At 46.6% G+C, this 22,807-nt stretch carries 21 protein-coding genes; 6 read left to right on the top strand and 15 right to left on the bottom strand.

Translation table 11 applies throughout. The features are described from left to right. Positions 1 to 19: 19 nt before the first annotated feature. The 5 genes from HQRW_RS04415 to HQRW_RS04395 all read right to left on the bottom strand — a co-directional run bounded on the left by HQRW_RS04415 (position 20) and on the right by HQRW_RS04395 (position 5,653). Complete coding sequence (locus tag HQRW_RS04415; RefSeq protein WP_014555620.1) at positions 20 to 682, bottom strand: ABC transporter ATP-binding protein; 663 nt, start codon at positions 680 to 682, stop codon at positions 20 to 22. Then, complete coding sequence (locus HQRW_RS04410; RefSeq protein ID WP_014555619.1) at positions 679 to 2,178, bottom strand: COG1361 family protein; 1,500 nt, start codon at positions 2,176 to 2,178, stop codon at positions 679 to 681. Before HQRW_RS04410 ends, HQRW_RS04415 begins: the two co-directional genes overlap by 4 nt. A gap of 582 nt (positions 2,179 to 2,760) precedes the next feature. Then, positions 2,761 to 4,038, bottom strand: a complete 1,278-nt coding sequence (locus HQRW_RS04405) for a pyridoxal phosphate-dependent aminotransferase (protein ID WP_011571087.1) — start codon at positions 4,036 to 4,038, stop codon at positions 2,761 to 2,763. Beyond that, positions 4,035 to 4,523, bottom strand: a complete 489-nt coding sequence (locus HQRW_RS04400; protein ID WP_014555618.1) for an Lrp/AsnC family transcriptional regulator — start codon at positions 4,521 to 4,523, stop codon at positions 4,035 to 4,037. Before HQRW_RS04400 ends, HQRW_RS04405 begins: the two co-directional genes overlap by 4 nt. A 683-nt stretch (positions 4,524 to 5,206) precedes the next feature. Then, a complete protein-coding gene (locus tag HQRW_RS04395) occupies positions 5,207 to 5,653 on the bottom strand; it encodes an Hsp20/alpha crystallin family protein (RefSeq protein WP_014555617.1) in 447 nt (148 codons plus the stop codon). A 118-nt stretch (positions 5,654 to 5,771) separates the two neighbouring features. On the opposite strand from HQRW_RS04395, the gene HQRW_RS04390 reads away from it, so the two are divergent. Beyond that, positions 5,772 to 6,335, top strand: a complete 564-nt coding sequence (locus tag HQRW_RS04390) for a thioredoxin family protein (RefSeq protein WP_014555616.1) — start codon at positions 5,772 to 5,774, stop codon at positions 6,333 to 6,335. A 284-nt stretch (positions 6,336 to 6,619) separates the two neighbouring features. On the opposite strand, the gene HQRW_RS04385 is transcribed toward HQRW_RS04390, so the two are convergent. Then, positions 6,620 to 7,075, bottom strand: a complete 456-nt coding sequence (locus tag HQRW_RS04385) for an RNA-binding protein (protein ID WP_014555615.1) — start codon at positions 7,073 to 7,075, stop codon at positions 6,620 to 6,622. Between the two features lie 35 nt (positions 7,076 to 7,110). Further along, positions 7,111 to 7,329 carry a hypothetical protein gene (locus HQRW_RS04380; protein ID WP_014555614.1) on the bottom strand — a complete coding sequence of 73 codons (219 nt, stop codon included), beginning with the start codon at positions 7,327 to 7,329 and terminating at the stop codon, positions 7,111 to 7,113. 587 nt (positions 7,330 to 7,916) lie between these two features. Between HQRW_RS04380 and HQRW_RS04375 the strand changes: the two genes are divergently transcribed. Then, the gene (locus HQRW_RS04375; RefSeq protein ID WP_014555613.1) at positions 7,917 to 8,600 is read left to right on the top strand and encodes a DsbA family protein; all 684 of its coding nucleotides are present in this window, start codon (positions 7,917 to 7,919) and stop codon (positions 8,598 to 8,600) included. Between the two features lie 137 nt (positions 8,601 to 8,737). Here HQRW_RS04375 and HQRW_RS04370 read toward each other — a convergent pair whose 3' ends face one another. Next, positions 8,738 to 9,508 (bottom strand): creatininase family protein, encoded by a 771-nt coding sequence (locus tag HQRW_RS04370; RefSeq protein WP_014555612.1) that lies wholly within the window; start codon positions 9,506 to 9,508, stop codon positions 8,738 to 8,740. A gap of 322 nt (positions 9,509 to 9,830) precedes the next feature. Between HQRW_RS04370 and HQRW_RS04365 the strand changes: the two genes are divergently transcribed. Further along, a complete protein-coding gene (locus tag HQRW_RS04365; RefSeq protein WP_014555611.1) occupies positions 9,831 to 10,097 on the top strand; it encodes a hypothetical protein in 267 nt (88 codons plus the stop codon). Between the two features lie 89 nt (positions 10,098 to 10,186). Here HQRW_RS04365 and HQRW_RS04360 read toward each other — a convergent pair whose 3' ends face one another. After that, positions 10,187 to 11,404 carry an IS701-like element ISHwa4 family transposase gene (locus HQRW_RS04360; protein WP_014555610.1) on the bottom strand — a complete coding sequence of 406 codons (1,218 nt, stop codon included), beginning with the start codon at positions 11,402 to 11,404 and terminating at the stop codon, positions 10,187 to 10,189. Positions 11,405 to 11,499: 95 nt separating this feature from the next. Here HQRW_RS04360 and HQRW_RS04355 point away from each other — a divergent pair, with 95 nt between their 5' ends. Next, on the top strand, positions 11,500 to 11,754 hold the full coding sequence (locus tag HQRW_RS04355; protein ID WP_014555609.1) for an ornithine cyclodeaminase: 255 nt from the start codon (positions 11,500 to 11,502) through the stop codon (positions 11,752 to 11,754). Between the two features lie 57 nt (positions 11,755 to 11,811). Here the strand turns inward: HQRW_RS04355 and HQRW_RS04350 are convergent, their stop codons facing one another. Further along, the gene (locus HQRW_RS04350; protein ID WP_011571077.1) at positions 11,812 to 12,879 is read right to left on the bottom strand and encodes an mRNA surveillance protein pelota; all 1,068 of its coding nucleotides are present in this window, start codon (positions 12,877 to 12,879) and stop codon (positions 11,812 to 11,814) included. A gap of 35 nt (positions 12,880 to 12,914) precedes the next feature. Continuing rightward, positions 12,915 to 15,074, bottom strand: a complete 2,160-nt coding sequence (gene rqcH / locus HQRW_RS04345; RefSeq protein ID WP_014555608.1) for a ribosome rescue protein RqcH — start codon at positions 15,072 to 15,074, stop codon at positions 12,915 to 12,917. A 185-nt stretch (positions 15,075 to 15,259) separates the two neighbouring features. Here rqcH and HQRW_RS04340 point away from each other — a divergent pair, with 185 nt between their 5' ends. Continuing rightward, positions 15,260 to 16,072, top strand: a complete 813-nt coding sequence (locus HQRW_RS04340; protein ID WP_014555607.1) for a DUF7537 family lipoprotein — start codon at positions 15,260 to 15,262, stop codon at positions 16,070 to 16,072. 77 nt (positions 16,073 to 16,149) lie between these two features. Continuing rightward, positions 16,150 to 16,764, top strand: coding sequence for a GNAT family N-acetyltransferase (locus tag HQRW_RS04335; protein WP_014555606.1), 615 nt, complete (start codon positions 16,150 to 16,152; stop codon positions 16,762 to 16,764). A gap of 81 nt (positions 16,765 to 16,845) precedes the next feature. Here the strand turns inward: HQRW_RS04335 and HQRW_RS04330 are convergent, their stop codons facing one another. The 4 genes from HQRW_RS04330 to HQRW_RS04310 all read right to left on the bottom strand — a co-directional run bounded on the left by HQRW_RS04330 (position 16,846) and on the right by HQRW_RS04310 (position 22,598). Then, positions 16,846 to 18,555 (bottom strand): tRNA uridine(34) 5-carboxymethylaminomethyl modification radical SAM/GNAT enzyme Elp3, encoded by a 1,710-nt coding sequence (locus tag HQRW_RS04330; protein ID WP_014555605.1) that lies wholly within the window; start codon positions 18,553 to 18,555, stop codon positions 16,846 to 16,848. Between the two features lie 359 nt (positions 18,556 to 18,914). After that, positions 18,915 to 21,224 carry an OB-fold nucleic acid binding domain-containing protein gene (locus HQRW_RS04320; protein ID WP_014555604.1) on the bottom strand — a complete coding sequence of 770 codons (2,310 nt, stop codon included), beginning with the start codon at positions 21,222 to 21,224 and terminating at the stop codon, positions 18,915 to 18,917. A gap of 85 nt (positions 21,225 to 21,309) precedes the next feature. After that, positions 21,310 to 21,912, bottom strand: a complete 603-nt coding sequence (locus tag HQRW_RS04315; protein ID WP_014555603.1) for a YIP1 family protein — start codon at positions 21,910 to 21,912, stop codon at positions 21,310 to 21,312. 8 nt (positions 21,913 to 21,920) lie between these two features. After that, positions 21,921 to 22,598 (bottom strand): thymidine kinase, encoded by a 678-nt coding sequence (locus HQRW_RS04310; protein WP_014555602.1) that lies wholly within the window; start codon positions 22,596 to 22,598, stop codon positions 21,921 to 21,923. Positions 22,599 to 22,807 lie beyond the last annotated feature (209 nt).

Below are 22,807 nucleotides of genomic sequence, written 5' to 3'. Positions count from 1 at the left end.
AAAAGACTGTCAAGACCAATCACTGCACGCTCCCATCAACGAGTCGAACGACACGATCAGCATATTCAACAAGTTGTTCATCATGGGTCACGGCGACAATCGCAATATCTTCTTCATTTTTAAGCCGCGTGATTTCCTCAAGAATTGTTTGACCAGTATCTTGATCAAGATTTCCTGTTGGTTCGTCTGCAAGCAGGATCTCAGGACGATTAATCAACGCGCGGGCGATTGCAACGCGCTGTCGTTGACCACCCGAGAGTTGATCTGGTGTGTGCTTAAGTCGATCCCCGAGTCCAACGCGTTCAAGTAAGTCAATAGCACGGTCACGACGATCAACAGATGTATCCCACATTGAGGGTAATTCGACGTTTTCGGTCGCGGTGAGCATCGGTAAAAGATAGAAACTCTGAAATACAAACCCGATTCCTGACCGGCGTTCTTCTGTCAGCTCATCTTCAGTATAATCTGTTACATTATTATCATCAAGAGAAACAGTCCCATGGGTTGGCGTATCAAGAAGTCCGATCATATTAAGCATCGTACTTTTGCCAGAACCAGAAGGACCAATAACCGTAACCATTTGCCCGCGGTCAGCATGGAAATCAATCCCTTTGAGCGCTTCAACGGTCTGTTCACCGCTTTGGTATCGTTTAAGAACATCATGAAGCTCAATGACACTCATTGTGTAACACGACGCCACCGATACGTACCTATTGCAATGACAAGTATCATAACGACAGCACCAATCGGAAGAAGCGGAAGACTGCCGAGGAGTCCAGCACTACCAGTGCGGTCATCAGATCTATCATTCGATTGCTGAGCCACCGCCGCAGCATCCTGTGCCTCGGTTGATGCATTTATTCGGTCTACAGGTAGTGAAATTCGCTGAGTCTGTTGAATGCGGTCTCCCTCGACGACATAGCCAACATTGACAGGGATTGTGTTAATATCTGGCTGTACCGATGCGGTAAGTTCGAATGTCGCAAATTCACTTGCTTCTATCTCACCAACAAAATATTCACCTGATGGTGATACAGGGGTTGTTGAACTCGTGTCGGCGATACTAAGTAGGACTCCATCAGCATTTGTACGACCAATATTTGCAGCGTCTCCGGTGATTGTCACTGCTGTACCACCCTGTGTTGTTTCAACACTGGTGAGTCGAATTTCTCCAAGCGCCTGATTGGTTGTTGCAGATACCGAGTGGGTTTTACCAGCAGCTTCATATCTTGCTGTGAACTCTAGTGGTCCACTGACACCACTCTCGGGTTCAAACGTGAGAGATCGGCTTGTTTCGGATTGTAGATTTGAAAGTAATTTTCGAGCAACAATATCTCCGTTCGCTGCTGCATTCACTGTAATGTCACTTAGATATGTATTTCCAAAGTTGGTGAGTTCAACTATTGTTCCGCCCGATTGATTCGAATTAGCGCGCACAGAAAGATCAACATTGACCCGCGGACGCTCAACAGTGATTGGGATCGTTTCAGTCGTTCGGTGTGTCACTCCATCGCTTGTTTGATAGATAATCGTACTAGTCAATGAATGTTGACCAGGCGATTCAAAATATGCATCATACTGAAATGTCTGCTCGCTACCAGATGCAATTGACCCACGTGTTCGTTGTGGTTCCTCAACTCGAACATCATCAACTGTGAGTTGGACGCCAGTAATTGCCTCATTATCACCGTTTGATACAGTGATATTTATTGGCGCAAGCCCTCCGGCGGCGACAGTTTCAGTTGTTGATGATAGAAGCGTGCTATCACGCTCAACGGAAACGTATACTGGCTTTTGGATGGAAAATACGCTTCCAGTATCCTCTTGCCCATACATTGTGACCGTGAGTTTCTTTTGTCCTGGTTCATCGAAGACAACCGAAAATGGTACTGTGACCGATGTGCCTGGTCCGAGCTTTCCGATATCATCAGCATTCTCATCAATCGATGGACCGTCAATGCTTACTTGAGATATTTTTACACTTCCAGTACTCGTCTCAGAATTTCTGAGTTCCGCATTGATGACTACAGCGTCACCTGAGGAGGGATTCGTTGGTGTCACATTGATCGATCCAATCGTCACATCAGACTGTTGAGCGGTTACAAGTGGGAGAATACCTGCAGTTATAACAATCATCAATATCAGAATCATCAAACCGCGGGCTTGCCAGTGACTCATATGGCTCCTTGGTATGCGCATGATGACTCAGGTCTGACGATGATGGAATCTCCTCGATGATGTCCTGTACAGTAATAATTCATGTGTGGATTGATTGATAGGTGAACAGTGACCTGTGTTGCTGCTGTATTATCATCGTAATATGCTTGATTGTACAATAGAGGGTTTACTCGCATTCATGATTGCAATTGATTTGATCTGGCATCAGAAACAAAACTGTCATGTGTAAGCGAATACACTGGGGATTTATATTTAGTGCGAAGAGCTGCAGAAACAGTAACATTTGTCTCCGCTTGAGATTTGAAACAAAATCACGAATAAGTAGCCGATAATTGATAATTAATTAACGTGAACCGCTCTCTCCCACTCACGACTATCGCTGTTCGTTTCTTGAAACTGGGGAGGGGATCTCTTTTTCGACCTGCCAATCTCAGCAATCATACCAATCTTAAATTAGCAGCTCAACTTGGGGTTAAATATAAATAGAATTTAATCGCAGTGATATATTTCAAGATACTGATTCAGAAGTCTTTGACAGTATAATTCATGTTAAATATACTATCATCTGCTATGCGGAGATCCTCATGCTGTATCGGATACCTCAAGTGACGCTGAGGTGGGATAAGATTCAAGAAATGACTCGATTCGAGTGAGTGCAGTTTTCAAATCATCCATTCCGGATGCATATGAGACCCGTAAATGACCCTCGCCACCGTCTCCAAAGACGCGTCCGGGCACAAGCGCAACTCGTTCTTCATGAATGAGTGCTTCGGCAAATTCCTCATCATCTTCCCATCCCGGTGGACACTTTGGAAAGACATAGAATGCGCCCTTTGCCTCAAAACAGTCCATCCCAAGTTCATTAAATCGTGAGATGACAAATTGACGACGACGATCAAACGCCTGACGCATTTTCTCGACGGCTGGTTCACATGAATTGATTGCTTCCATCGCTGCTGCCTGTGCGGTTGTCGGTGCTGAGAGCATTGTGTACTGATGGATTCGATTCATCGCATCAATAACTTCCTGTGGACCAAGTGCATATCCTAATCGCATTCCTGTCATGGCATATGCTTTCGAGAACCCATTGAATACGAGAGTTCGCTCGCGCATTTCTGGGAGCGTTGCAATCGAGACATGTTCATCATCATACCGAAGCGCAGAGTAGATCTCATCCGAGAGCACAAATAAGTCATGTTCACGAGCAAAAGTGGCAACATCCCTAAGTTCGTCTCGAGTCATAACCGCTCCGGTAGGATTATTCGGGTAACAGAGAACAAGTGCTGACGCCTCTGATGCATTAGCAGCAGTGAGATCTTCATATGTGAGGGTAAAATCGGTCTCTGCACGCGTTGGCACAGATCGAACCTCACCGCCAGCAAACGTCACAGACGGTGCATATGAAATGTATGACGGTTTCGGCACAGCAACAGTCTCACCTGGGTCAACAAGCGCTCGCATTGCAAGGTCAACTGCTTCACTGGCGCCAGCAGTGACAAGAATCTCTTCATCAGGGTCATACTCAAGATCATACTGTTTGACATGCTCGGAGATATTTGCCCGGAGATCACTTCGCCCTCGATTTGCAGTGTATGACGTTTTTCCACGCTCAAGCGCATCAATCGCCGCCGACCGAGCCGCCCATGGTGCAGAGAAGTCTGGCTCACCAACACCCAATGAGACAATATCATCCATCTCATCTGCTAACTCAAAGAATCGACGAATACCAGATGGCGGTGTTTGTTTTGCTCGCTGTGATAAACGGTGTATATTGCCACTAGTGTGGTCGGGATTCCTTATTTCATCGTTTGCCTGTTCTGATTCAATCGATGATGCTGAATGACCTTGCCGATCAGTCATGGTGACACAGCAAGCCTGTCATCCTCATCATTGTTTTCGAAATAAATACCACGTTCTTTGTATGTCGTCATTACGAAGTGTGTCACGGTTTGTGTTATTTCTGGAATCGGTGCAATTTGCTCGGAGACAAACGTAGAGATATCATGCATTGACTCCCCTTCGACTTCGACAGCAAGATCATAGCTTCCCGAGATAAGTCGGAGTGAACTTACCTCAGAGAATTTGGCGATTCGACGTGCAATTTTTTGATATCCTGTCTCGCGGTCAAGTTCGACATTTAGCTCTACCTCTGCACGGACATGATCTGTGTCAAGACGGTCCCAATCGACAACCGCTTGATACCCACGGACGGCACCTTCGGCTTCTAACTCGTCGACGAGCGCATCAACTGTCGCTGCGTCAACACCGAGTTGGCGTGCAATATCATCTGCGCTCTGTCGAGCATCGTTCAGCAACAAGTCGACTAGTTCCCGCTTCGTTGCCATACAAGTGCGAGGAGTGCTGGCTTGAAATGGTTTGCTCATATCGATTGTGAAAGATTGTGATTGTATTGAGGTATGTCTTCGATAAAGAAGCATATCAGTATGTGGTATAGATTCAGGGATGTGAATTTATATCAGCTCTTAGGGCGAACAGGTCGCCATCGTCGGACACGGCAGAATCACTCTATTCTCGCCTGATTCCTATTGTTGAAGAAGGCTGCCTGAGAATTAAAATAACGGATTGAAATCTCGGGTGAACAATCGAACATGGAATGATTCCGGATTGTTTGATTCATCCTGGATTACCGAGACCGCTGGTTTCGTTTGCACACCAGAACTCACAGATTCCTGAAGACGGCGAAAATCGCAGGTACTCTCTTCGAATCTGTATAACGTAGCGGTGTTGTTGAATCTACAACAATTGAGGTAAAGTATCTCGGGGATTGCTCCCAAGAGTGAATCTCGTCCACCAAACAAAACCACCAATAGTAATCTCTGAAAGTAACAATACCTATTACGAGTATTAACTGACAGAACTCATCAAAGCTCTTGATTGTGATTTGGATATCGAGAATGGTAATATATGAGCTATAGATCTCGAACCGCCTACAGCAAACCATTGTGTATATAGATACTACAGCCAGTCAGCAGATTCGTGATGTAATCTTCCTAGAGATATTTCGAAGTTATTCAATCTCAATCTGTGTTTCATTAGTGTTTGGGTCTTTTTTAGCCATTTCAATGCTCAATATACCATTATTATATTTTGCAGTAACCTCATTAGGGTCAACGCTTTTTGGAAGTCGGATTGAGCGTGAGACTGAGGCGTGATACCGCTCCTGCCGTATATATCCGCTATCAGAGTTTGACCCCATTTCGGATTCTTGATTAGCTCGTATCTGCAGTATTTGATTAGTTAATTGGACATCAATGTCTTCACGATTAAATCCCGGTAGTTCTGCAGTGACGACAAATGCTGTTTCCCGATCCTCAAGATCAACCCGGATTGTACCTGTTGGTGTTATCCCGGTTGATGATTCAGCCGTCAGTTGTGTTGCGGCCTCCTCAACGTTCTTGTGCATCTGCTCAAACAGTCGTTCAAGCTCTCGGAAGGGATTTTGTCGTTTTGTCATTGCACCAAATATGATTACTCTCTCAGGCGGAATAAATTATTTTATCAACTACGGTGTCAGAAGTGCAATTCGATAACCATCGTTTTTATATCCAGTTACATACATGTAATATAATATAATGGTCTTAGTTGAGTCTGATTCTGAACTGTCACGTGGTGATCCTGCACCATACTTTGAATTACCAGCAGCCGCTGGCGACACAGTTGCATTAGATGACCTGCTGAGTTATGATGCGGTTTTAATCGTATTTACCTGCAATCATTGTCCATATGCCGAGGCAAAGGTTGAGGAATTGAATCATCTAACAGAAACATATCCCTCGCTGGCTGTCGTTGGTATCAATCCAAATGACGCCGAGGCATATCCTGAGGACAGTCTTGATCGAATGCGCGAACGGGTCTCCGCTGATGAAGTTCGGTATACAGCATATCTTCGCGATGAGTCACAGGCGGTCACTGATGAGTATGGAGCGGTATGCACGCCCGATCCATTCTTATTCAATCGAAGGAGCTCCGGTGATGAAAGCCAATTTGAACTTGTATTCCACTCACGGATTGATGATGCAATGTCACCCAATGAAGCCGTGAGTGCTTATGAGATGCGACGGGCTGTTGAAGCTGTGCTCAATGATGAACCAATTCCACTAACAGAGACGCCATCACAGGGATGTTCGATCAAATAATATGATATCTGATATTGAATGACAACATGAGGATGACAGCACAGAGCTGCTGTCTGCGGAGGACAGATGCGACACCTGTGAACAAGAGACGACGATAATTTGATTATATATCACATAACAGTCGTCGGCAATATGACCAATGCTTATATCCGAAACCACAGTTAATTCAATTGGAACGCCCGATTACGCGCTCTGCTTCGGATAAAAATATAAAATCACTAACATTCGATAAGAGGCTAAAATAAATCAAGCAAGGGAGGGCAGTTTATATATCGTGTTAATTCTCATTCAGAGTCATTCGCTGCAAGTAAGGATGCAGCCTGTGTCAATGCCTCATCTGCGTTCTTTACTGCAGCAGATTTTTTTGCTGGGTATGCCTCAACCTTCGCACGAAGTGTAATTCCCTCACCACGGCGTATCATTCCACGGAATGCAGCCTGCTTGTCTAATCGGAGAAATAACTCAGTGTTTTCTGTAACTCGTTCATCAAGCTCTGATTGAAGTGTCTCAAATGACGGTAATCGTGCAAGCTGTATGAGAACATGCCGTATTGCATCGGCTGACTCCACACGGGTTGAGAACACAATAATTCGATCACCATGGTGACCACTGCTCTCCGTCCGGGTAAGAGGGAAATCCTCAGGGAGAATCGTTTGGAGTGCAGAATTGACGCGCTTTTCATCCTCAGTCTCATATGAGAATGTGCGTAAATCAATATAATGGAACGGTATCTGAGGCATATTCCTGCTTTAGCCTCAGGGGTAAAAAGACTCGCTTACTCAGACGCAGTGTTGTTTTCGTCTGTATTTGTTTCAGTTTCAACCGGGTCAAGTTGGTCTGCAGCAATACCAACTTCCTGACCATCCTCAAAACTGACAGTATATGTTGCATCTCCAAACATCGTTTCGACGACCTGTGTAACTGTTCCGGTCTTACCATCGAATTCGCTGTGCTTATCATGCAACACTACGCTGTCGTCTTCGTCAAATTCCATATTATATTGAGAACATGCGCCGGTGAAAAATCGACTGGTTCTATCATCCACTTATATGATTCATATTACATTAAACGAGCGCCAATTGACTGCTAGTTTATGATGAATGAATTTTTATAAAGAGAATTTACCGGTGATATAAAGAACACAGCGAGAGTTCTATAAATAAATAAGCCGAGTGCCTTGGGGCTTTGATACTGATATGACCCGAGGGTGAAGCCGGCATAGATAGGTATAGTCAAGAAAATCTCAAAGACGGATTAACGGTCTTCATCTACTGCTGGCTGTGGTAGTCTAGAAATGTGGTCCCTCTCAACGTCCGCCGCTGGCGGTGCGACGGAGGTTTCAACGGGTCATGGTGGAGTGACCGACTCCCACGGGCGCTGCGGTGTGTTCGGGTGTTACTTCCAGCCGATTCCTCATGGAAGAGGTCGGGAGGAATTAAATTCCCTTGCTGATGTAGTGCGGTCTCAACAGGGAAGCCTCCGGGGCTTGACCCCGAGGTACTTCACGGGTCACCCAACCCGTGGTAGTTTATGCGATGTCATCCAAGTTTAATAATCGCTAAATGACCCGGGAAGGAATGAATGAGTATGCAGTCAACTCGGCGTAAGTACATCGCTATGATTGGTGCTGTCGGCGGTGGGGCAATGACAGGGTGTCTTGGCGGAAATACCAATGCTGGCGGCACGAGTAATGACGTTACTGGACCACTCGAGTGTGACGTTGGTGCAATTGATCGTGTTTCATCGCTTCCAACGCCGACTCGGGGTTCGGATGATGCCCCAGTAACTGTTGCTGTATTTGAAGATTTTGCATGTCCTCATTGTCAAACATTCAGCTTAGAGGTCGCACCCAAGATCGTTTCAAACTATGTTGAACAAGGTGATGTCCAATATCAGTATTTTGACTTTCCTATCCCGGTGTCAGAGTGGTCTTGGCGCGCCGCATCTGCATCGCGTGCGGTTCATGATAAGGCAGATGATAAAGCATTTTTTGATTTCATAACGGGCGTGTATGAACAGCAGTCTGAACTTAACACCAATGGGTATCAAATTGTTCATGATATTGCGTCCCCGATTGAGGTTGACAATTGTTTTGTCGCCGCTTCTGCAAAACAGGAGCCATACCGGCCTGTTATTGAAGATACTCGACAACAAGGTATCGATCGTGGGGTTGACAGCACACCAACTATATTCGTTAATGGAATTCCTGTTTCAAGACCCGATTGGTCGAGTGTTAAATCTGCAATCGAAGCTGAATTTTACTGAGCCAGTACTCATAACAACCAGTCAGTCTGCCATCAGCAATGTCATTCGGTTAACTGCCTCGGAGGTTGACCCCGATGTGATTCAGTTAGCATAGTGACTGCATCATTTTATTCCATCTTACCATCTTAGTTAATATTTTATACGTGATCTTTAGGCATTAGATCAGCTATCGTCTGGCGATCAAGCCATCGACAGAGCTTCACAAGCTGCTCTGTTGCGGACTCAAACATTTTTTCACCTTTTTCAGGTGTTGCATCGGTTTGATCCCCTAAGACACCGTTATTGGTGTTATCAATTGCGTCATAGAATGTTCGTGAACCAAACTTTCGTGTATTATCATCTGTGAACTCTATAAGACCCTCATCTCTCGCATCCGCAAGACGGTCAGTACTGACTAACTCAGGCTGGAGATACTGGATCATCGCTGTTTCTTTGGGACCACCGTGTGGACCATTTTGTTCGAATAATGTGTCAACAAGTTCTGGGATGCTCTCATTCCACATCCATTCAATCGCATATAGCGTCTCATCATCACGGAGACGACGCCCAACTTCGCGGAGATGTTCAACATTTCCACCGTGGGCATTCACATAGATGACCCGGTCAATGCCATGGTACGCTAAATTCCGTGTGAGAGACTCAACGTAATCACGGAAGACTGGTGCATCAACCCACATTGTTCCATGAAATTGTCTATGATGCGGACTGACTCCAATATTGATCGGTGGAGTACAGAGATAGCCTGTCCGATCGGTGGCCTCGCGTGCAAATGCCTCTGCAATCAGATGGTCTGTCGACAGTGGGAGATGTGGACCGTGCTGTTCTGTCGAACCCAGCGGAACAACCGCGAGTGATTCCTCACTAATATATGAGTCCAATTCAGGCCATGTCTGCTCGGCGACACGCATGTAATATATAATACAGTCTGCCGTCATTCAGCTTTCGGTCTAAAGGAAACAGCGAGAGTTCCACGGGTCACCCGACCCGTGGTCGTTTACTGGTAATACAATAAGTATCAATCTGATATTGCTCAGTATATTGTTATTACTTAATTGTTATCATGATTATCGATAAACTCGATACTGTTTCACTTTTTATGATCTCCTTCTCAGTCGTTTGAGTTGCTATTCACTCATAAGTTATGAGAATAATCGATAGTGGCAACACAGTGGGCATGCATTATGTACACGAAAAATTTATATAAGTAGCCACGGTATGTATTAATACATTATGACTGAGTATTATGATTACGTCCTTGGCCTGATCCCACTTGCACTATTTGGACTTTCGGGCGGGCTGATAGAACTTGGATTGACGCTCCCACAAGCAGTACCACTCGCGGCTGGAGTTGCTGCTGGTATCGTCGGACATGCACTTTTCATCAATGGACCAGTGTCTGCAGCACTTGAGACACAATCTGATCGTTCCCAATCACGATCAGCCGAATCAGCATCTGCAGGACACAGAAGTGACAATGCAGCAATAAACGCTGATTAGATTGCTTATATTATATTTAATAATTTAATTTTTCCCGTATAACTAACGAGTGTGTTGAGACGATAACGAACGTACTCGACTCTGCACGTTTATAAACCGCCCTCAGAATGGAGAAAGAGGTGGTCAATATCTTCCATCAGTCCATCGAGATCGCGGTCTGGTTGATCGCGCACCCAGGAAAACATGTTGTAGATCGTCTCCTTGAGACCGTGTTCGAGTTGTGATCGGAGCGACGAGGCTTTCGAGACAAGTCGCTCCGAGGCGCTCGATTCCGGACCAAGCCGAAGAAGGCTGTAGGCCAGCATCTGAAGGTGCCAGTGACGACTGGCACCGTCAGAATCACGAACCTCGCAGTCTCCTAAGCCAAGATCCTCTTTCGAGTCCTCGAAGAATGTCTCTACTCGCCATCTGTACGAATAGCTCCGAATAATGTGTGCCGAAGGCGCGTCAATCTTGCTCGTCGCAAGATACTTTACTGGATTCTCTTTGTCCTCATCGGTAACCTTCTCTGTGATTACCAGCCGAACTTCACCTAATTTCGAGACAGGGACTGTCTTAGTCCAAATTTTGTACGTTTCACCGTCAACTTCTCGCTCTTCCTTGTCGATGCACTCTTCGAGCGCATCGACGCGTCTCTCTTTGTTCGCGTAGGTCACCTGTCGGTTGCCCCGTAGTGGTCCAATCCAGTCCTTGCCGTGTGATTCGACGTGTTCGATCAGACCGGAGTCATGAGCAAACCATGCATCGAAGAGGTAGGTGCCCGCAGGCACACCTACCTCTTCTTCTAATTCCGTGATTATCTCTCGTGCGAGGTCGTATTTTGTCTCCTGTTCGTCTTCCTCGTCCTCGTCGTCGGCCTTCTCGTACTGGCGAAAAGCAAGTGGATAGGACGTTTTATCATCGGTATAGAACGCGTAGACGAGGTTCTGTCCCCAAACAGGCTCACCCTCAGAGTGATCGTAGAACTCTCCAGCACCGGGAAGGGACTTCCCGGTTCGCTGGATGACTGAATCGTCAATAACGATATAGCCGTTTTGTGACCAGCGTGTCTCTCCGTGTTTTTGCAGTTCCTCTAACCGCTCGTGGTTGAGCTGATCCTCATCCCAATCGTATTCGGTGATGAACTTGTTGAGTGCTCGGTCACTTCCGGCAGGAAGGACCTCTCGTGCAATTCCGGTTACAGTCTTGCTGCGGCCCGCAGCAAGACCTGTCACGTACGTTTTGGCGTGAGTCGTTTGATGATATGATAGCGAGTCGAATTCATCCAGCACGTCGGTGCACGAGAGGAAATCCGTAATCGGCAGCATCAGGTTTCAATGCTGCCTACATCACGCCCCTACTTAAACGTGCAGAGCCGAGGAACGTATCAACACATGCCGCTATCCCTTCATACAGCGACGTGATGTGTGAATATGCGTATGCCACTAGATTTGACGAAAGCAATGCATGGTTTGTATTACCACTTTCTTCACTCGAAAATGGTGAAACCGGTGAGCCACTTGCAGTGATTAATACTGCAGTATTGAATCCGTTCAAGACGGGAACTGTAGGTATCATAGAAGCTGGCATCTTAGCCCAAGCGGATTCGCGGGTCGCTGGGATTATTATAAGTGGAGCACAAGCGTACAGACTACTTCGCGCACTCGACCACCGATAATTAAAGACAAAGATGAACGACAAAAAAGTCTGAAGTCCAATTGTGGGAGGATATTGGTTACTGGAGTCGATATCGCAAAAGAGCTGCAATCCCACCGAGGTTTCGCAATCGTTGTCCAGGATCAAACTCCCCAGAGAGAACCGTCACTGACCCGCCTTGCTGCTCGACATTTTGAAGAACAGTATCGACGTCAGTTGACCAATCACCAGAATCGCGTCGCTCCTCTCTGAGTTGATCATCAACGACAAGAAGATCATCAACAGCACCAAATTCAGCTGCCTTAGCTACTTCATCGATTCCGTATGCAATCTTCTCACCGGTTGCAATTCCTTCCATTAATTCATCAATTAACTCAGCCTCAGCAGAAATACGAGTCTGTGTCTGCACCTCATCGACAGCGCCACGTTTCAATACTTCGTGGACACCACGGTCACCAACAGCTGCTGTATCAACAATAGTCAGTTTATCTATAATTTCTGGGTTATTTGACTGGATATACTCCTCAGCGTCTTGTTTAGTGAATCCTGGTCCAGCCAGAATAATCGCATCAACATCCATCCGTGATAGGGCAGCTGCGAACTCTGCGAATAGCTCTGTTCGCGGCTGTGAATATTCACCTTTCCCAGTTGTCGCAGTTCGTGAGAATTGTTCTTCAGTCCCATACTGAGCAACGGTGTGAATATGCGCTTCGCCCTCCTCAATAGTTGCAACAGCAACATCAGCATTTTCAGCTGCCTCCTCAGCAGCTTCAATCCGCTTTCGTTGATCGGGAGCAAATTTCTTTGTCACGATGATTTCATCATGAGACTCAACATTTAGTGTGTGATAATGCCCGAGTTCATCCTCACGAGAGCAACTGATAATCTCACCACCGACTCGCAGTCGGTTTGCAAATCGAGCAAACTCAACATCCGCGACTTCGATCGTAACCACGAGGTGTTCGCGCTGTCCACCGGTATCTCGGAGATTTTCATCATTACGTTGGATTCGACGAGTTGTATCACCACCAACACGATCGCCCGGTTCTAGAACGTGTGAAAGATGCCACAGATCATCAACATTCTCAGGGACAAGTGTCCACTGTTCTTTCCCCTCCTCGCCGCGTCCGCGACTCGGAATGCGCATATTAGTAGTATAAATGCTCTCAGACAAAGATGCTACTATTCATCGACAAGATCACTCCCACCAGGTGGTAAGAACTCTTGGATTTTGTCTGGACTTGCAATCTTACGAACAAACGATTCATCAGCAAACCGATTGCGAAACTCGCGATAGGCTAATTTTGCGGCATCATTCTGCGCATAACGACCCGGTCGGACTTGGACCATTGTTGGAACTCGATCCGCAATTGCCGATGGGGGACCACCGATTACCTGTGTTTCATCCGCGCACTGAATTCCAACTGCTATTTCCGCGGCGACATCTCGAATGTATGTCCTATCGCCTCGAATCACGAATGAGCCTTTTTCAATATACTCTCCTGACTCCGGGGTTTTTGAAACCTGATCTGGGGTGACGACATATGCATCATCTGCATAACGTCCTTCCTTCCAGATTGATGAATATGAAATGGCAAATTGCGCGACTTCACGGCGCGTCTCCGCTGTGAGTTCAATCGGTTCAGCCGGCTCTGATGGACCACTTGCTTTGAGAATCGTGATGGGTCCACCATGTGCCTCTGTATGGAAGAATCGATCATGTTTATTGAGATATTTTTTGACGAGCGTCTCGTTTTGATCAGCATTACGCCCTCCGACAACAAGATATCCTGTCGACGTGTGGAACCACCGGAATTGCTCATACCAATCATCATTTTTTTGTAGTGGAATTGATGTCATTGAGAGCCATTCATCATTTGTCGGACCCATGCGACTCGGCTCGGTGCCAGTGTTAACTTTGTCTGTAACAGTTTCTGTGTTATCGGCATTATCTTCAGTATCAGGTTTCGCATCCTCACGATCCCATGCATCGCGACGCTGTTTCACCGCATTGAGTTCCTCACGCGTGTTTTCAATGGCGGTGAGTGCACCCTCTTTTTTCTCCTCAATTCGCTTGGCTTCCGTGTAACGCTGATCAGCATTCTTCTCAACGCCAACATCAACATTGACTGGCACACGCACGTCATCAATCTCGATTGTGACCATCGCTTCAGCACCGTCGACACTGACAACAGCCGCAGCAGCATCGATTCCACGCTCGGCTCCCATTGCAAATGTTTCACGAATTTCGTCCCATGAGGTATCTTCGGCTCTTGCTGTCTGAATTGTTTCGATTATTTCATTGACAAGTTCATAATTCGCGTATAATAGCTCTGCGCGGGATCGCTCTGCCTCAGCACGCTGTTCAAAATCATCAATTGCCCCCTCCTGTTGTTCGATAATCCGCTGCTTCTTTGCGATTTCTGCCGCAAAGTCAGGACGTGTCTGCCCTGATTCTTCTGCGGCTGGATTGCGGTCTACCTCTCGGAAATAGACATCCAGCGCGCCGTTGAAGCTATCATATGCTGTTACATCGAGATTTTGTTGTTTCCGTTCTTCAAGTGGGAATGGAGTGGCATCAATGACAGCATCGTCATCGGCGTATAATCGTGGTTCAAAATCCCCGCTTTGAAGTTGAGTCCCCAACGATTCAAGCGCAGTATAAATTGCACGATATATTTTGTCTGAGGTATTCGTAATTTGCGTTGTTTTGTCAATGCCCGCTCGTGCACACACTTCCTCAGCATAGAGCCCACCGAGATTCAATTGCGTTGCGAGTGTTCGAACAATGTCGGTGTCAGACTCATTCATCAGACTGACAAATCGGTCATATGTAACCTGGAGTGGATTCACACGGGAATCTGGGAACTCATATTGTGCTCCAGGGGCAACAGTTCGCGACTTTAATCGAACTGTTTCCAGGCTTTGAATGACTTCACCAGCCGAATCAACAACAGCGACGTTTCCGTCGCCGAATAACTCCACGATAATACGAGTCATCTCCTCACCACGTTCGAAGCTGAGGATCATAATACGGTCAAATTCAAACTGTTCAACGTTTACCAAATCTGCTCCTGACAGTCGATTTCGAAGCATCATCGCAAAATTTGGCGGTCGCTCAGGGGCATCTGGTACATGATCAGGATCAGCAGTGTGAATACGCTTTTGCGTACCGACCTCAATCAATAATTCAAGTCGTCCACGATCAAAATCACGCATCCGAAATCGAAGCAGATCATCGCCATATCGGTATGTCTTATCGACTTTTGCACCCGTGTATCGGCGTAATTCGGTGACGAGAGCAGCGATATCAACGCTTGTTAATTCCTGCTTCGGGTCCATAGATACTATATCTCTAGCACATTCAAAAGCCGACCGTTCTGTTTGCTTCAGTTGTTCTGAAAAAGCGCTGTAAGTGCCCGTTGGTCATAATTAGGAGTCAAACATGCATGTATAGTGCATACTCATGCAGATGACGTATAGCAAAACGTAAGTCTATTTCATTGGCTACTCTATCGGCAAAATAGATGGCTCGTACTCCAATTATCGTTGCTGGCGTTGTATTTCTCCTCATCATCGCTGGGTGCTCTGCACCGACTGCTCCGGGTCCAGATGATAGTACGTTTGAGTCGCTTCCTCAATCTGGTCTTAACGCAACGGAGATCGCTGATGCACACATCACTGGCCTTTCAGCAGCCGAGTCATATATAATCCAGACGGAACAGCGGACAGTGACAGAAACCACAAACGTGAGTGTTATACAGCAAACCGAAAGCACTCGTCGAATTGACCTCAGAGCAAACCAGGAGTTGCTTGTCGCAACGACAACACAGCAACAAGAGGCACAATCACAGTCACGATCTCAATCTCAAAGTCGTTCTGTTCAAAGTACTGATCAATATTACAATAATAACGGAACAATATATGTTAATCAAACACAATCAAATCAGTCGCAATACGCAATTCAACAGGGACAGCAGGCGACCGTCAATACAACTGCTCAGCGATCACTCATTGAGCGGCTAATCAACACAATCGAATATAGGCGTGTTGAACAGACACAGCGTGGTGACACAGCGGTTATTCGATATGAATTGCAGTCGGTCACCGATGTACAGAATCTTACGCAAACATCAACTGCAACTGTCGAAAACGCTACCTCAACACTTGTGATTGATGAAAACGGTGTTATCAGAGAGTTACAGCTTAACGCTCAGTTTAGGACTGATAGGCGAACACTCCGAATCAGATTTGCAACAAACTATACTCAACTTGGAGAAACAACGGTTTCTGAACCGAACTGGACTGATGATGCAAGAGAAGCAAGTAAAACGACATAATGCTGCAGCGAGTACCGAAAAAGGCGAACACTCTGCACTCAATCATGCCGATTTGATTACAATGATAATATCGAACGATGCCAGTTGAGTTAGCCACGACTAGTGAGCAGCGAGAAGATGTGTTTAGTGTACGTCATCGTGTTTTCGTTAATGAACAGGATATCAGTGAAACGCTCGAATGGGATGAGCATGACAATCCAGCGGCTCCAACTGCTCATTTCATCGCTTACAGCGGGTCACAACCGGTTGGTACCGCTCGGCTCAGGGTACTGAATGAAAGCGTCCCGGATGATGCAGACAACAGTGTTGCTTCGGATTCTGGTAGTGATATTGATGCGAAAATTAGTACTGATACTGATACTGATACTGATACCGATACCGACGCCGATACCGACACCTGTAGCGGTAATACCAAACAGTCAAATTGTAATCTTGAAACAGCGGTTACAGAGACTACTACTATTGGGAAAGTTGAGCGAGTGGCTGTTCTTGCTGATCATCGGAACCAAGGATGGGGAGCACGCCTCATGCAGACCGTTGAGACACACGCACGACAATGTGGACTCTCGATTCTTCGACTTCATGGACAGACACGTGTTGAGTCATTCTATAATGTATGTGGGTACAGCACTGTCAGTGACGTGTTTGAGGAAGCTGGTATTCCACATGTCTCAATGGAAAAGAGATTATAATGAGTCATGTCATCCAGCAGATATGCAAATTTTGAGAGTAAATAATAATTTTTGCGTGTTATTAGTAGAATCGTATCTGAATCATAATTTCTTTGCAACGTACGGTCCGTCCTGATGATACCCAAGTTTCTGCCGATAGTACTGTCGAGCACCGATTCCCGAGATAATTGCAAGTGAATCATACCCAGCCTCACGTGCCAGCTCCTCAGCACGAGTAATAAGCCGTTTTCCATACCCCTTATGTTGCCAAGCAGTATCTCCAGTAGATTCGGATTTATTAGCTGTTGCCCCAATTCCTGCCTCACTTCCATATACATGTAGTTCTCGGACCACAGCAGCGTTTTTAAGTTCGCGACGAACTGTTGCTCCTGGGAATCGAAGTCGGCAGAATCCAATGAGCAGATCTGCATACGAATCTTCAAACTTGAGGAAGTGTTCGGTCCCGCCAGCTACATCATATGTCATTTCATTCAATTCAATATGCTCAGGATCAGGGTCAGTTTCATTCAATCCTGCCTCACGTGCCCTAATATCACGAATCTCAATTCCCTTCTCATCAGCACGTTGACTGGCTAATTGTCTCAGGTTAGACTTCCATACACCAGCATCAATGAAATCTGCAGGGATATCACGTTGAACACGCTGAAGGCGCGTATATTCTGGAATCATCCCCATTACCTCTGCGATTATTTCTGCGGCTGTTTCATTATCAAGTGGTTCAAAATCATCGCGCCGCCATTGATCATATACGCGAGTTCCGCGTACAACAAGTGTTGGGTAGATCTTCAGATAATCAGGACGATATTCGGTGCGATTGAACAGTTGTCGGAAGTCTTCGCGGATCATCTTAGACGTCATTCCTGGTTGTCCAGGCATCATATGGAAGCCAACTTTGAATCCGGCATCGCGGAGTCGTTGGTTTGCATCGATTGATGCTTGCACACCATGTCCTCGATGCATTTCGCGATTAATCCGCTCATAGGTTGTCTGCACGCCAACCTCGACTTTTGTCGCACCAAGGTCAAGCATCCGGTCGATCTGTTCTGGGTCACACCAGTCCGGTTTTGTTTCAAAGGTTGTCCCGATATTCCGAATATCTGCAGTCTCATTCTCCGCAATGACGTCTTCAAGATACCGAAATTCAACATCTTCCGGATCAGGTTTAAATGATTGATCAGATGCAGGATCCGGTTTTGAATCAGTATCATAATCATTCATCGCTTCAAGCGCACGTTTGAGGAACCACTCTTGATAATCATGACTCCGTGAAGTCATTGTTCCCCCCATAATAATGAGTTCGACTTTATCAACCGGGTGTCCGATGTGTCGAAGTTGCTCAAGTCGGAGTGTTACCTGACCATATGGGTCGTATTCATTCTGCTTGCCACGTGCTGCAGCAGGTTCATGTCCAGTGTAACTCTGTGCGGAATCAAACTCACTTGCAGGACCGCCTGGACAATATAGGCATTTACCATGCGGACACATGTGCGGAGAAGTCATTATCGCAATTGGTGAGACACCTGATGCGGTCCGGACAGGCTTCCGCCGCACAACGGATTTGACATCATCGCGATTCGCCGCGGAGGCATGTGAAAGGATATCTGTGTTTTTTGGAACCTTTGGTGACCCATATTGTGAACAAGCATCTAGTTTTGCCGACTCGAGACTATCGCGGTCGACATCACCTGCGACGATTTGCTCGACAAGATGCTTACAGGTGCTGCGGAATGCTTCCGTCTCCGTTGGGTCAGGCTCTGATCCCGTGTCGTCTGTGTCTGTTTCAGTGCTCACTGTTTGGCTCCTATGATAGTGTATGTGATATCCGCTGTTGATAGATCAAAGTAAGGATCAAAATCAGTATGCTGATATATTGAGTATTGATCGCCAGATATATATTTATCCTGACAGGTATTCACTCGCGGATCTATCGAGCGGATGTCCATATTTGATATTCGCGCTGTTTTGAGGTTAAGCGTGTCGTTCGATACATATCCAATTGTTGAAAGAGTACTATAGCTAGCGATAATTTCAGAGATAAGTCCTAAAACCAACTGTGACGTTGTCCCTCGTCGTTTGAATGAACTGTCAGGGTAGACAAAATAATGTAGAGTGAACTGTACTGGGGCGTCAGTCGATTCGCTCGCGATATATTAGTTATTAATCTGTGCAACAGCAGCATCAACAACAGCATCGACAACAGATTCACGTGCCCCAGCAAGGAATTCAACTCGATTCTGTCGAACTCCAACGGCTGTTACGCCACCTTCAGGGACAGTATTCCCTGCTGCCGAAGCGACTGCACGGATATCGAGATCAGTCGTTGCATGCACGAATAGTTCATCAGTTGAATACACAACTGTCACTGATGACTCACTCCGTGTTTGTCGATGTAGTGTTTCTGAGAGAAGCGCTGTTGGTGGGAAGTCAAAGCGATGGCTGTATGCATCTGCATCAAGCTTGACGACTTCAACATTATCAGCTCGGTATGTCTCAAGATTCGCTTCTGCTGTTTCAACCTCGGCATCAAGTTTGAGTCTAAACTGTTCAGAGACATGCCCGGCAAGTCCGCCGTCGTCCTCGAACAGGAGATCGGTGATCAACTCACGTTTATCCTGATATGACTGATAATATGCTTCTAATGCAATTGCCTCACGCAGTTCACGCGTCTGTGTAGCATCATATCCAGCCGCGGCGGCGCGATCAATATATACTGACGGAGCCTGTGTCTGATCCCAATAGCTTACAGCAGGGAGATGTTCGAGTTCAGCCGTAATCTCACTGTTAATTGTTGCAGCAAGGTTTGCACCAACTGCTCCGGTTGAGATGGGGACCGCTGTCAAAGAGTCATTACTCTCTATGAGGGGTGAGACAACAGTATCCACCTCTGTAAGAATCGCCTCATCAAGATCGCCAGCGTCGATAACAATACGTGGGGCGTCATACACACCAAGTAGCTCAATGCCGTCAAGTGAATCAACAGTTCCGCCTACGCCAACGAGAACGACCAGTGGGAGCTTTTCATCATGCCGCTCGTTGTCTTGGAGCATTTGTGTCACGTCATTTGTTGCTGTGTCCATTCCATAGACAGGGTCGTCAAGCGGTCGTCGTGTGAAGAAATGGTATTCTGCGTCTGCACGCGCATGTTCCTCTTTGACAAGTGGGAGCACAGCTCGTTCAATCGCTGCTCCAGCAACGTATCCATCAGCTGTTGCGGCGTGTCGGACCACAATTGGGCGCGACTCCAACACGGCTCGTCGAATAGCTGTTGCAGCATCAACAAATTGCGAACTGAGCGCTGAAAGGGGATCATCAGTTGCAAGCACTGTTGCCGTTTCAGGGCGAGCTTCAGCGGTGAGTGCATCAACAAGACGGTTTTCAACGGTTTCTGCTGCAGCACCCTCAAGTGGTGTGAGTTCACTCGTCTCAACTTGAATCTCGCCACGACGGCGCTCAACTTCACCATTCAATCGAACGATATCACCATCACCTACATCAGGATATGCACGGACACCAGCCTCAACAAAGGCTGCACACTCAACAGTCCCTGACTCATCTCGAAGCTCGAAGACTGTTGGACCACCGGTTTGTCTTGCTTCAACAATTTCACCTTCAATTTGAACGTCACTTCCAACCCGATTAGAGAGTGAGTCAATCGAGACTGGCTCTCTGTCATCCGCGAGTTCATTCAACGCCTCAGACTCAGTTTTCTGAGGTGAATCTGAGACAGGCGGAGATTGGTTCGATAGCTCGTCATCATCGTCGTCATCCACATCAATACCTTGGGTGGTTGAGGATGGTGACTGTGTAGATGCGGCATTTGTTGCTGTGCTCGTTTTTTCAGCACTGACTGACACCGTTTCTGTTTTCGTTTCTGTTTCTGTCTCTGCCGCTGTTATTCCAGCCTCAGTGTTAGCTGGCTCTCCAGGCGTTTCCTGATCAGTATCAGCAGATATGGTTTCGTCGGTGCTTGCTGTTGATGTGTCCTCTGTGCTTGTCGCCGCTGGTGTCCGCTTGACTGTCGCAGCATCCGCGTCGGAACCTCCACGTGAGACTGACGGTGTTGCAGTAGCTTCTGTAGTCAACGCAGCATCTGTGTTGTCATCGGTTTCAGACCCAACAGGTTCACCATCATTTGCTCCAGTCGGGTCGTGAATCTCTGACCCACGGAATTCAGACTGTGATTGCCTAATCGACCAGCCAAGATCAATATTTCCGTTATCACGAACGTTTTTTACTTGAACAAAGACAGTATCATCAGACTCCCAATCGAGTGTTTCAAGTCGGCGGTCAAGTTCGCTTCGATGTAATAATCCAGTGACCCCCGAGGCTAGATCAATAAAGACACCAAAGTCTGCGAATCCATCAACCGTTCCACGGTAATATCGTCCTGCGGTCAACTGTTGTGGGGAATCTCCCCTGAAATCGAACCAAACGTCCTCATCATGCGTAATCCAATCCATTAATTACTTAGAGCAGTCCACGACTAAAACGATTGTCGAATCCCACTCATCACTTATTGCGCACTGATATCTCGTTATTATCTGATCATAAAATACTGAGAGACTGAAGCAATTCAACCCCGGCATCAATACCACCGAGTGCGGACCCATAGAGGAGCGTCGCAGGAATACCTGCAGCGATAACTGCACGCAGTGTGCTCGTTGTGTGTACCTCTCGTATTCCAATAATAAGCAATATACTCGCATATATTGCGCAAACAACTCGGAGAGCGGCGATTGGGATTCCAGCGATGATGCATGGTGCTGCTGCATATGCAACTATTTGCACTGTCTCGCTGACGCCTGCCCGATCTGGGACAACAAATATCAATACAATTGTCTGAACTGCAGCGGTGAGATGCAATATTGCCGGTGCAATAAGAAGTACAACCGCAAGGACTGTAATGCCAGCCGAAGTCATCAGGTTATTACTTAATTGAGGGATTTGCGACGGATTGCCAGCGAACAGTCCAACGACGTATGCGGTTGCAATACTAATAGCAAAAACAAGACCTGGTGCTTGATCGCCAGGTGTAACAGCACTGGCGAAAAACTGCCGGGGGGCGATAATAACAGCAATCCATGCCCGCACAACACCACGTGGTCCGCGTTCACGCCCACCTGTCGGCGTTTCAACCCATGTCGTCACATCTTGAGTTACTCATGCCGGAGAATATGACAGTTACGACATCGTGCCTCATAGGTCTCATCAGCACCGACGACGATTGTCGGATCATCGATATGTGCGGGGGAATCATCAACAAGTCGCTGATTCCGCGTTGCAGGTTCACCACATTGTGTACAGATTGCCTGTAATTTATCAACATATTCTGCGACCGCCATTAATTGTGGAAGTGGTTCAAATGGCTCGCCGCGATATGTTTGATCAGTGCCAGACACAACGACCCGATAGCCATCATTCGCTAGCGATTCACAAACAGACACAAGTTCAGTTGAGAAGAAATTTGCTTCATCAATGGCGACAACATCGACTGAGTCATCATTAGATGGAATTACTCCACCTGGGTTGTTTGTCCCGTCACCACTCCTGCATTGAGTGGTTGTCCGGTGATTCTGCTTTTTCTTCGAAAGTTCGTCTTTGATATTCCAGATATCTTCTCCTTCATTCGGAACAACCGCTGCTTCCCATTGTCGACCGACATGTGACCCAACAGTTGTCTCTCCATATCGGTCATCAACAGCAGGCTTGAATACAGCAATAGATTGACCAGCAATCTCGGCTCGTCGCAATCGACGGAGGAGTTCCTCAGTCTTACCTGAGAACATTGACCCCGTGACAACCTCAATCCAGCCGCTATTAGTGATTGCGCGCACATCACCCCGAGTACGACCAATAAAAAAATCCTTACGAAGGTCTCTTGCATGTGTTGATATAGCTGGGAAATACACACGCTCCATCGCTTCTGTCCATCTCTGAGACTGATTGGGTGTTGAATGGATTATACGGCTCTGCCAGAGATAAATGAGTAATAAGTTTGCTCCTGGCTTGCGTGAATTCTCATCTTGTATAGATACGAAACGAA

The sequence above is a fragment of the Haloquadratum walsbyi C23 genome (genome assembly GCF_000237865.1).
GTDB lineage: Archaea > Halobacteriota > Halobacteria > Halobacteriales > Haloferacaceae > Haloquadratum > Haloquadratum walsbyi.
This window is presented reverse-complemented; position numbering and strand designations above follow the sequence as displayed.

Bases quoted from the DNA above. Each gene is read 5' to 3' on its own strand.
- HQRW_RS04370 (WP_014555612.1), bottom strand. From the start codon at position 9,508: ATGCGTGTCGCCGAGCAGACATGGCCTGAATTGGACTCATATATTAGT.
- rqcH (WP_014555608.1), bottom strand. From the start codon at position 15,074: ATGGACCCGAAGCAGGAATTAACAAGCGTTGATATCGCTGCTCTCGTC.
- HQRW_RS04375 (WP_014555613.1), top strand. From the start codon at position 7,917: ATGAGTATGCAGTCAACTCGGCGTAAGTACATCGCTATGATTGGTGCT.
- HQRW_RS04415 (WP_014555620.1), bottom strand. From the start codon at position 682: ATGAGTGTCATTGAGCTTCATGATGTTCTTAAACGATACCAAAGCGGT.
- HQRW_RS04390 (WP_014555616.1), top strand. From the start codon at position 5,772: ATGGTCTTAGTTGAGTCTGATTCTGAACTGTCACGTGGTGATCCTGCA.
- HQRW_RS04360 (WP_014555610.1), bottom strand. From the start codon at position 11,404: ATGCTGCCGATTACGGATTTCCTCTCGTGCACCGACGTGCTGGATGAA.
- HQRW_RS04340 (WP_014555607.1), top strand. From the start codon at position 15,260: ATGGCTCGTACTCCAATTATCGTTGCTGGCGTTGTATTTCTCCTCATC.
- HQRW_RS04365 (WP_014555611.1), top strand. From the start codon at position 9,831: ATGACTGAGTATTATGATTACGTCCTTGGCCTGATCCCACTTGCACTA.
- HQRW_RS04405 (WP_011571087.1), bottom strand. From the start codon at position 4,038: ATGACTGATCGGCAAGGTCATTCAGCATCATCGATTGAATCAGAACAG.
- HQRW_RS04410 (WP_014555619.1), bottom strand. From the start codon at position 2,178: ATGAGTCACTGGCAAGCCCGCGGTTTGATGATTCTGATATTGATGATT.
- HQRW_RS04380 (WP_014555614.1), bottom strand. From the start codon at position 7,329: ATGGAATTTGACGAAGACGACAGCGTAGTGTTGCATGATAAGCACAGC.
- HQRW_RS04335 (WP_014555606.1), top strand. From the start codon at position 16,150: ATGCCAGTTGAGTTAGCCACGACTAGTGAGCAGCGAGAAGATGTGTTT.
- HQRW_RS04400 (WP_014555618.1), bottom strand. From the start codon at position 4,523: ATGGCAACGAAGCGGGAACTAGTCGACTTGTTGCTGAACGATGCTCGA.
- HQRW_RS04395 (WP_014555617.1), bottom strand. From the start codon at position 5,653: ATGACAAAACGACAAAATCCCTTCCGAGAGCTTGAACGACTGTTTGAG.
- HQRW_RS04350 (WP_011571077.1), bottom strand. From the start codon at position 12,879: ATGCGCATTCCGAGTCGCGGACGCGGCGAGGAGGGGAAAGAACAGTGG.
- HQRW_RS04320 (WP_014555604.1), bottom strand. From the start codon at position 21,224: ATGGATTGGATTACGCATGATGAGGACGTTTGGTTCGATTTCAGGGGA.
- HQRW_RS04385 (WP_014555615.1), bottom strand. From the start codon at position 7,075: ATGCCTCAGATACCGTTCCATTATATTGATTTACGCACATTCTCATAT.
- HQRW_RS04355 (WP_014555609.1), top strand. From the start codon at position 11,500: ATGTGTGAATATGCGTATGCCACTAGATTTGACGAAAGCAATGCATGG.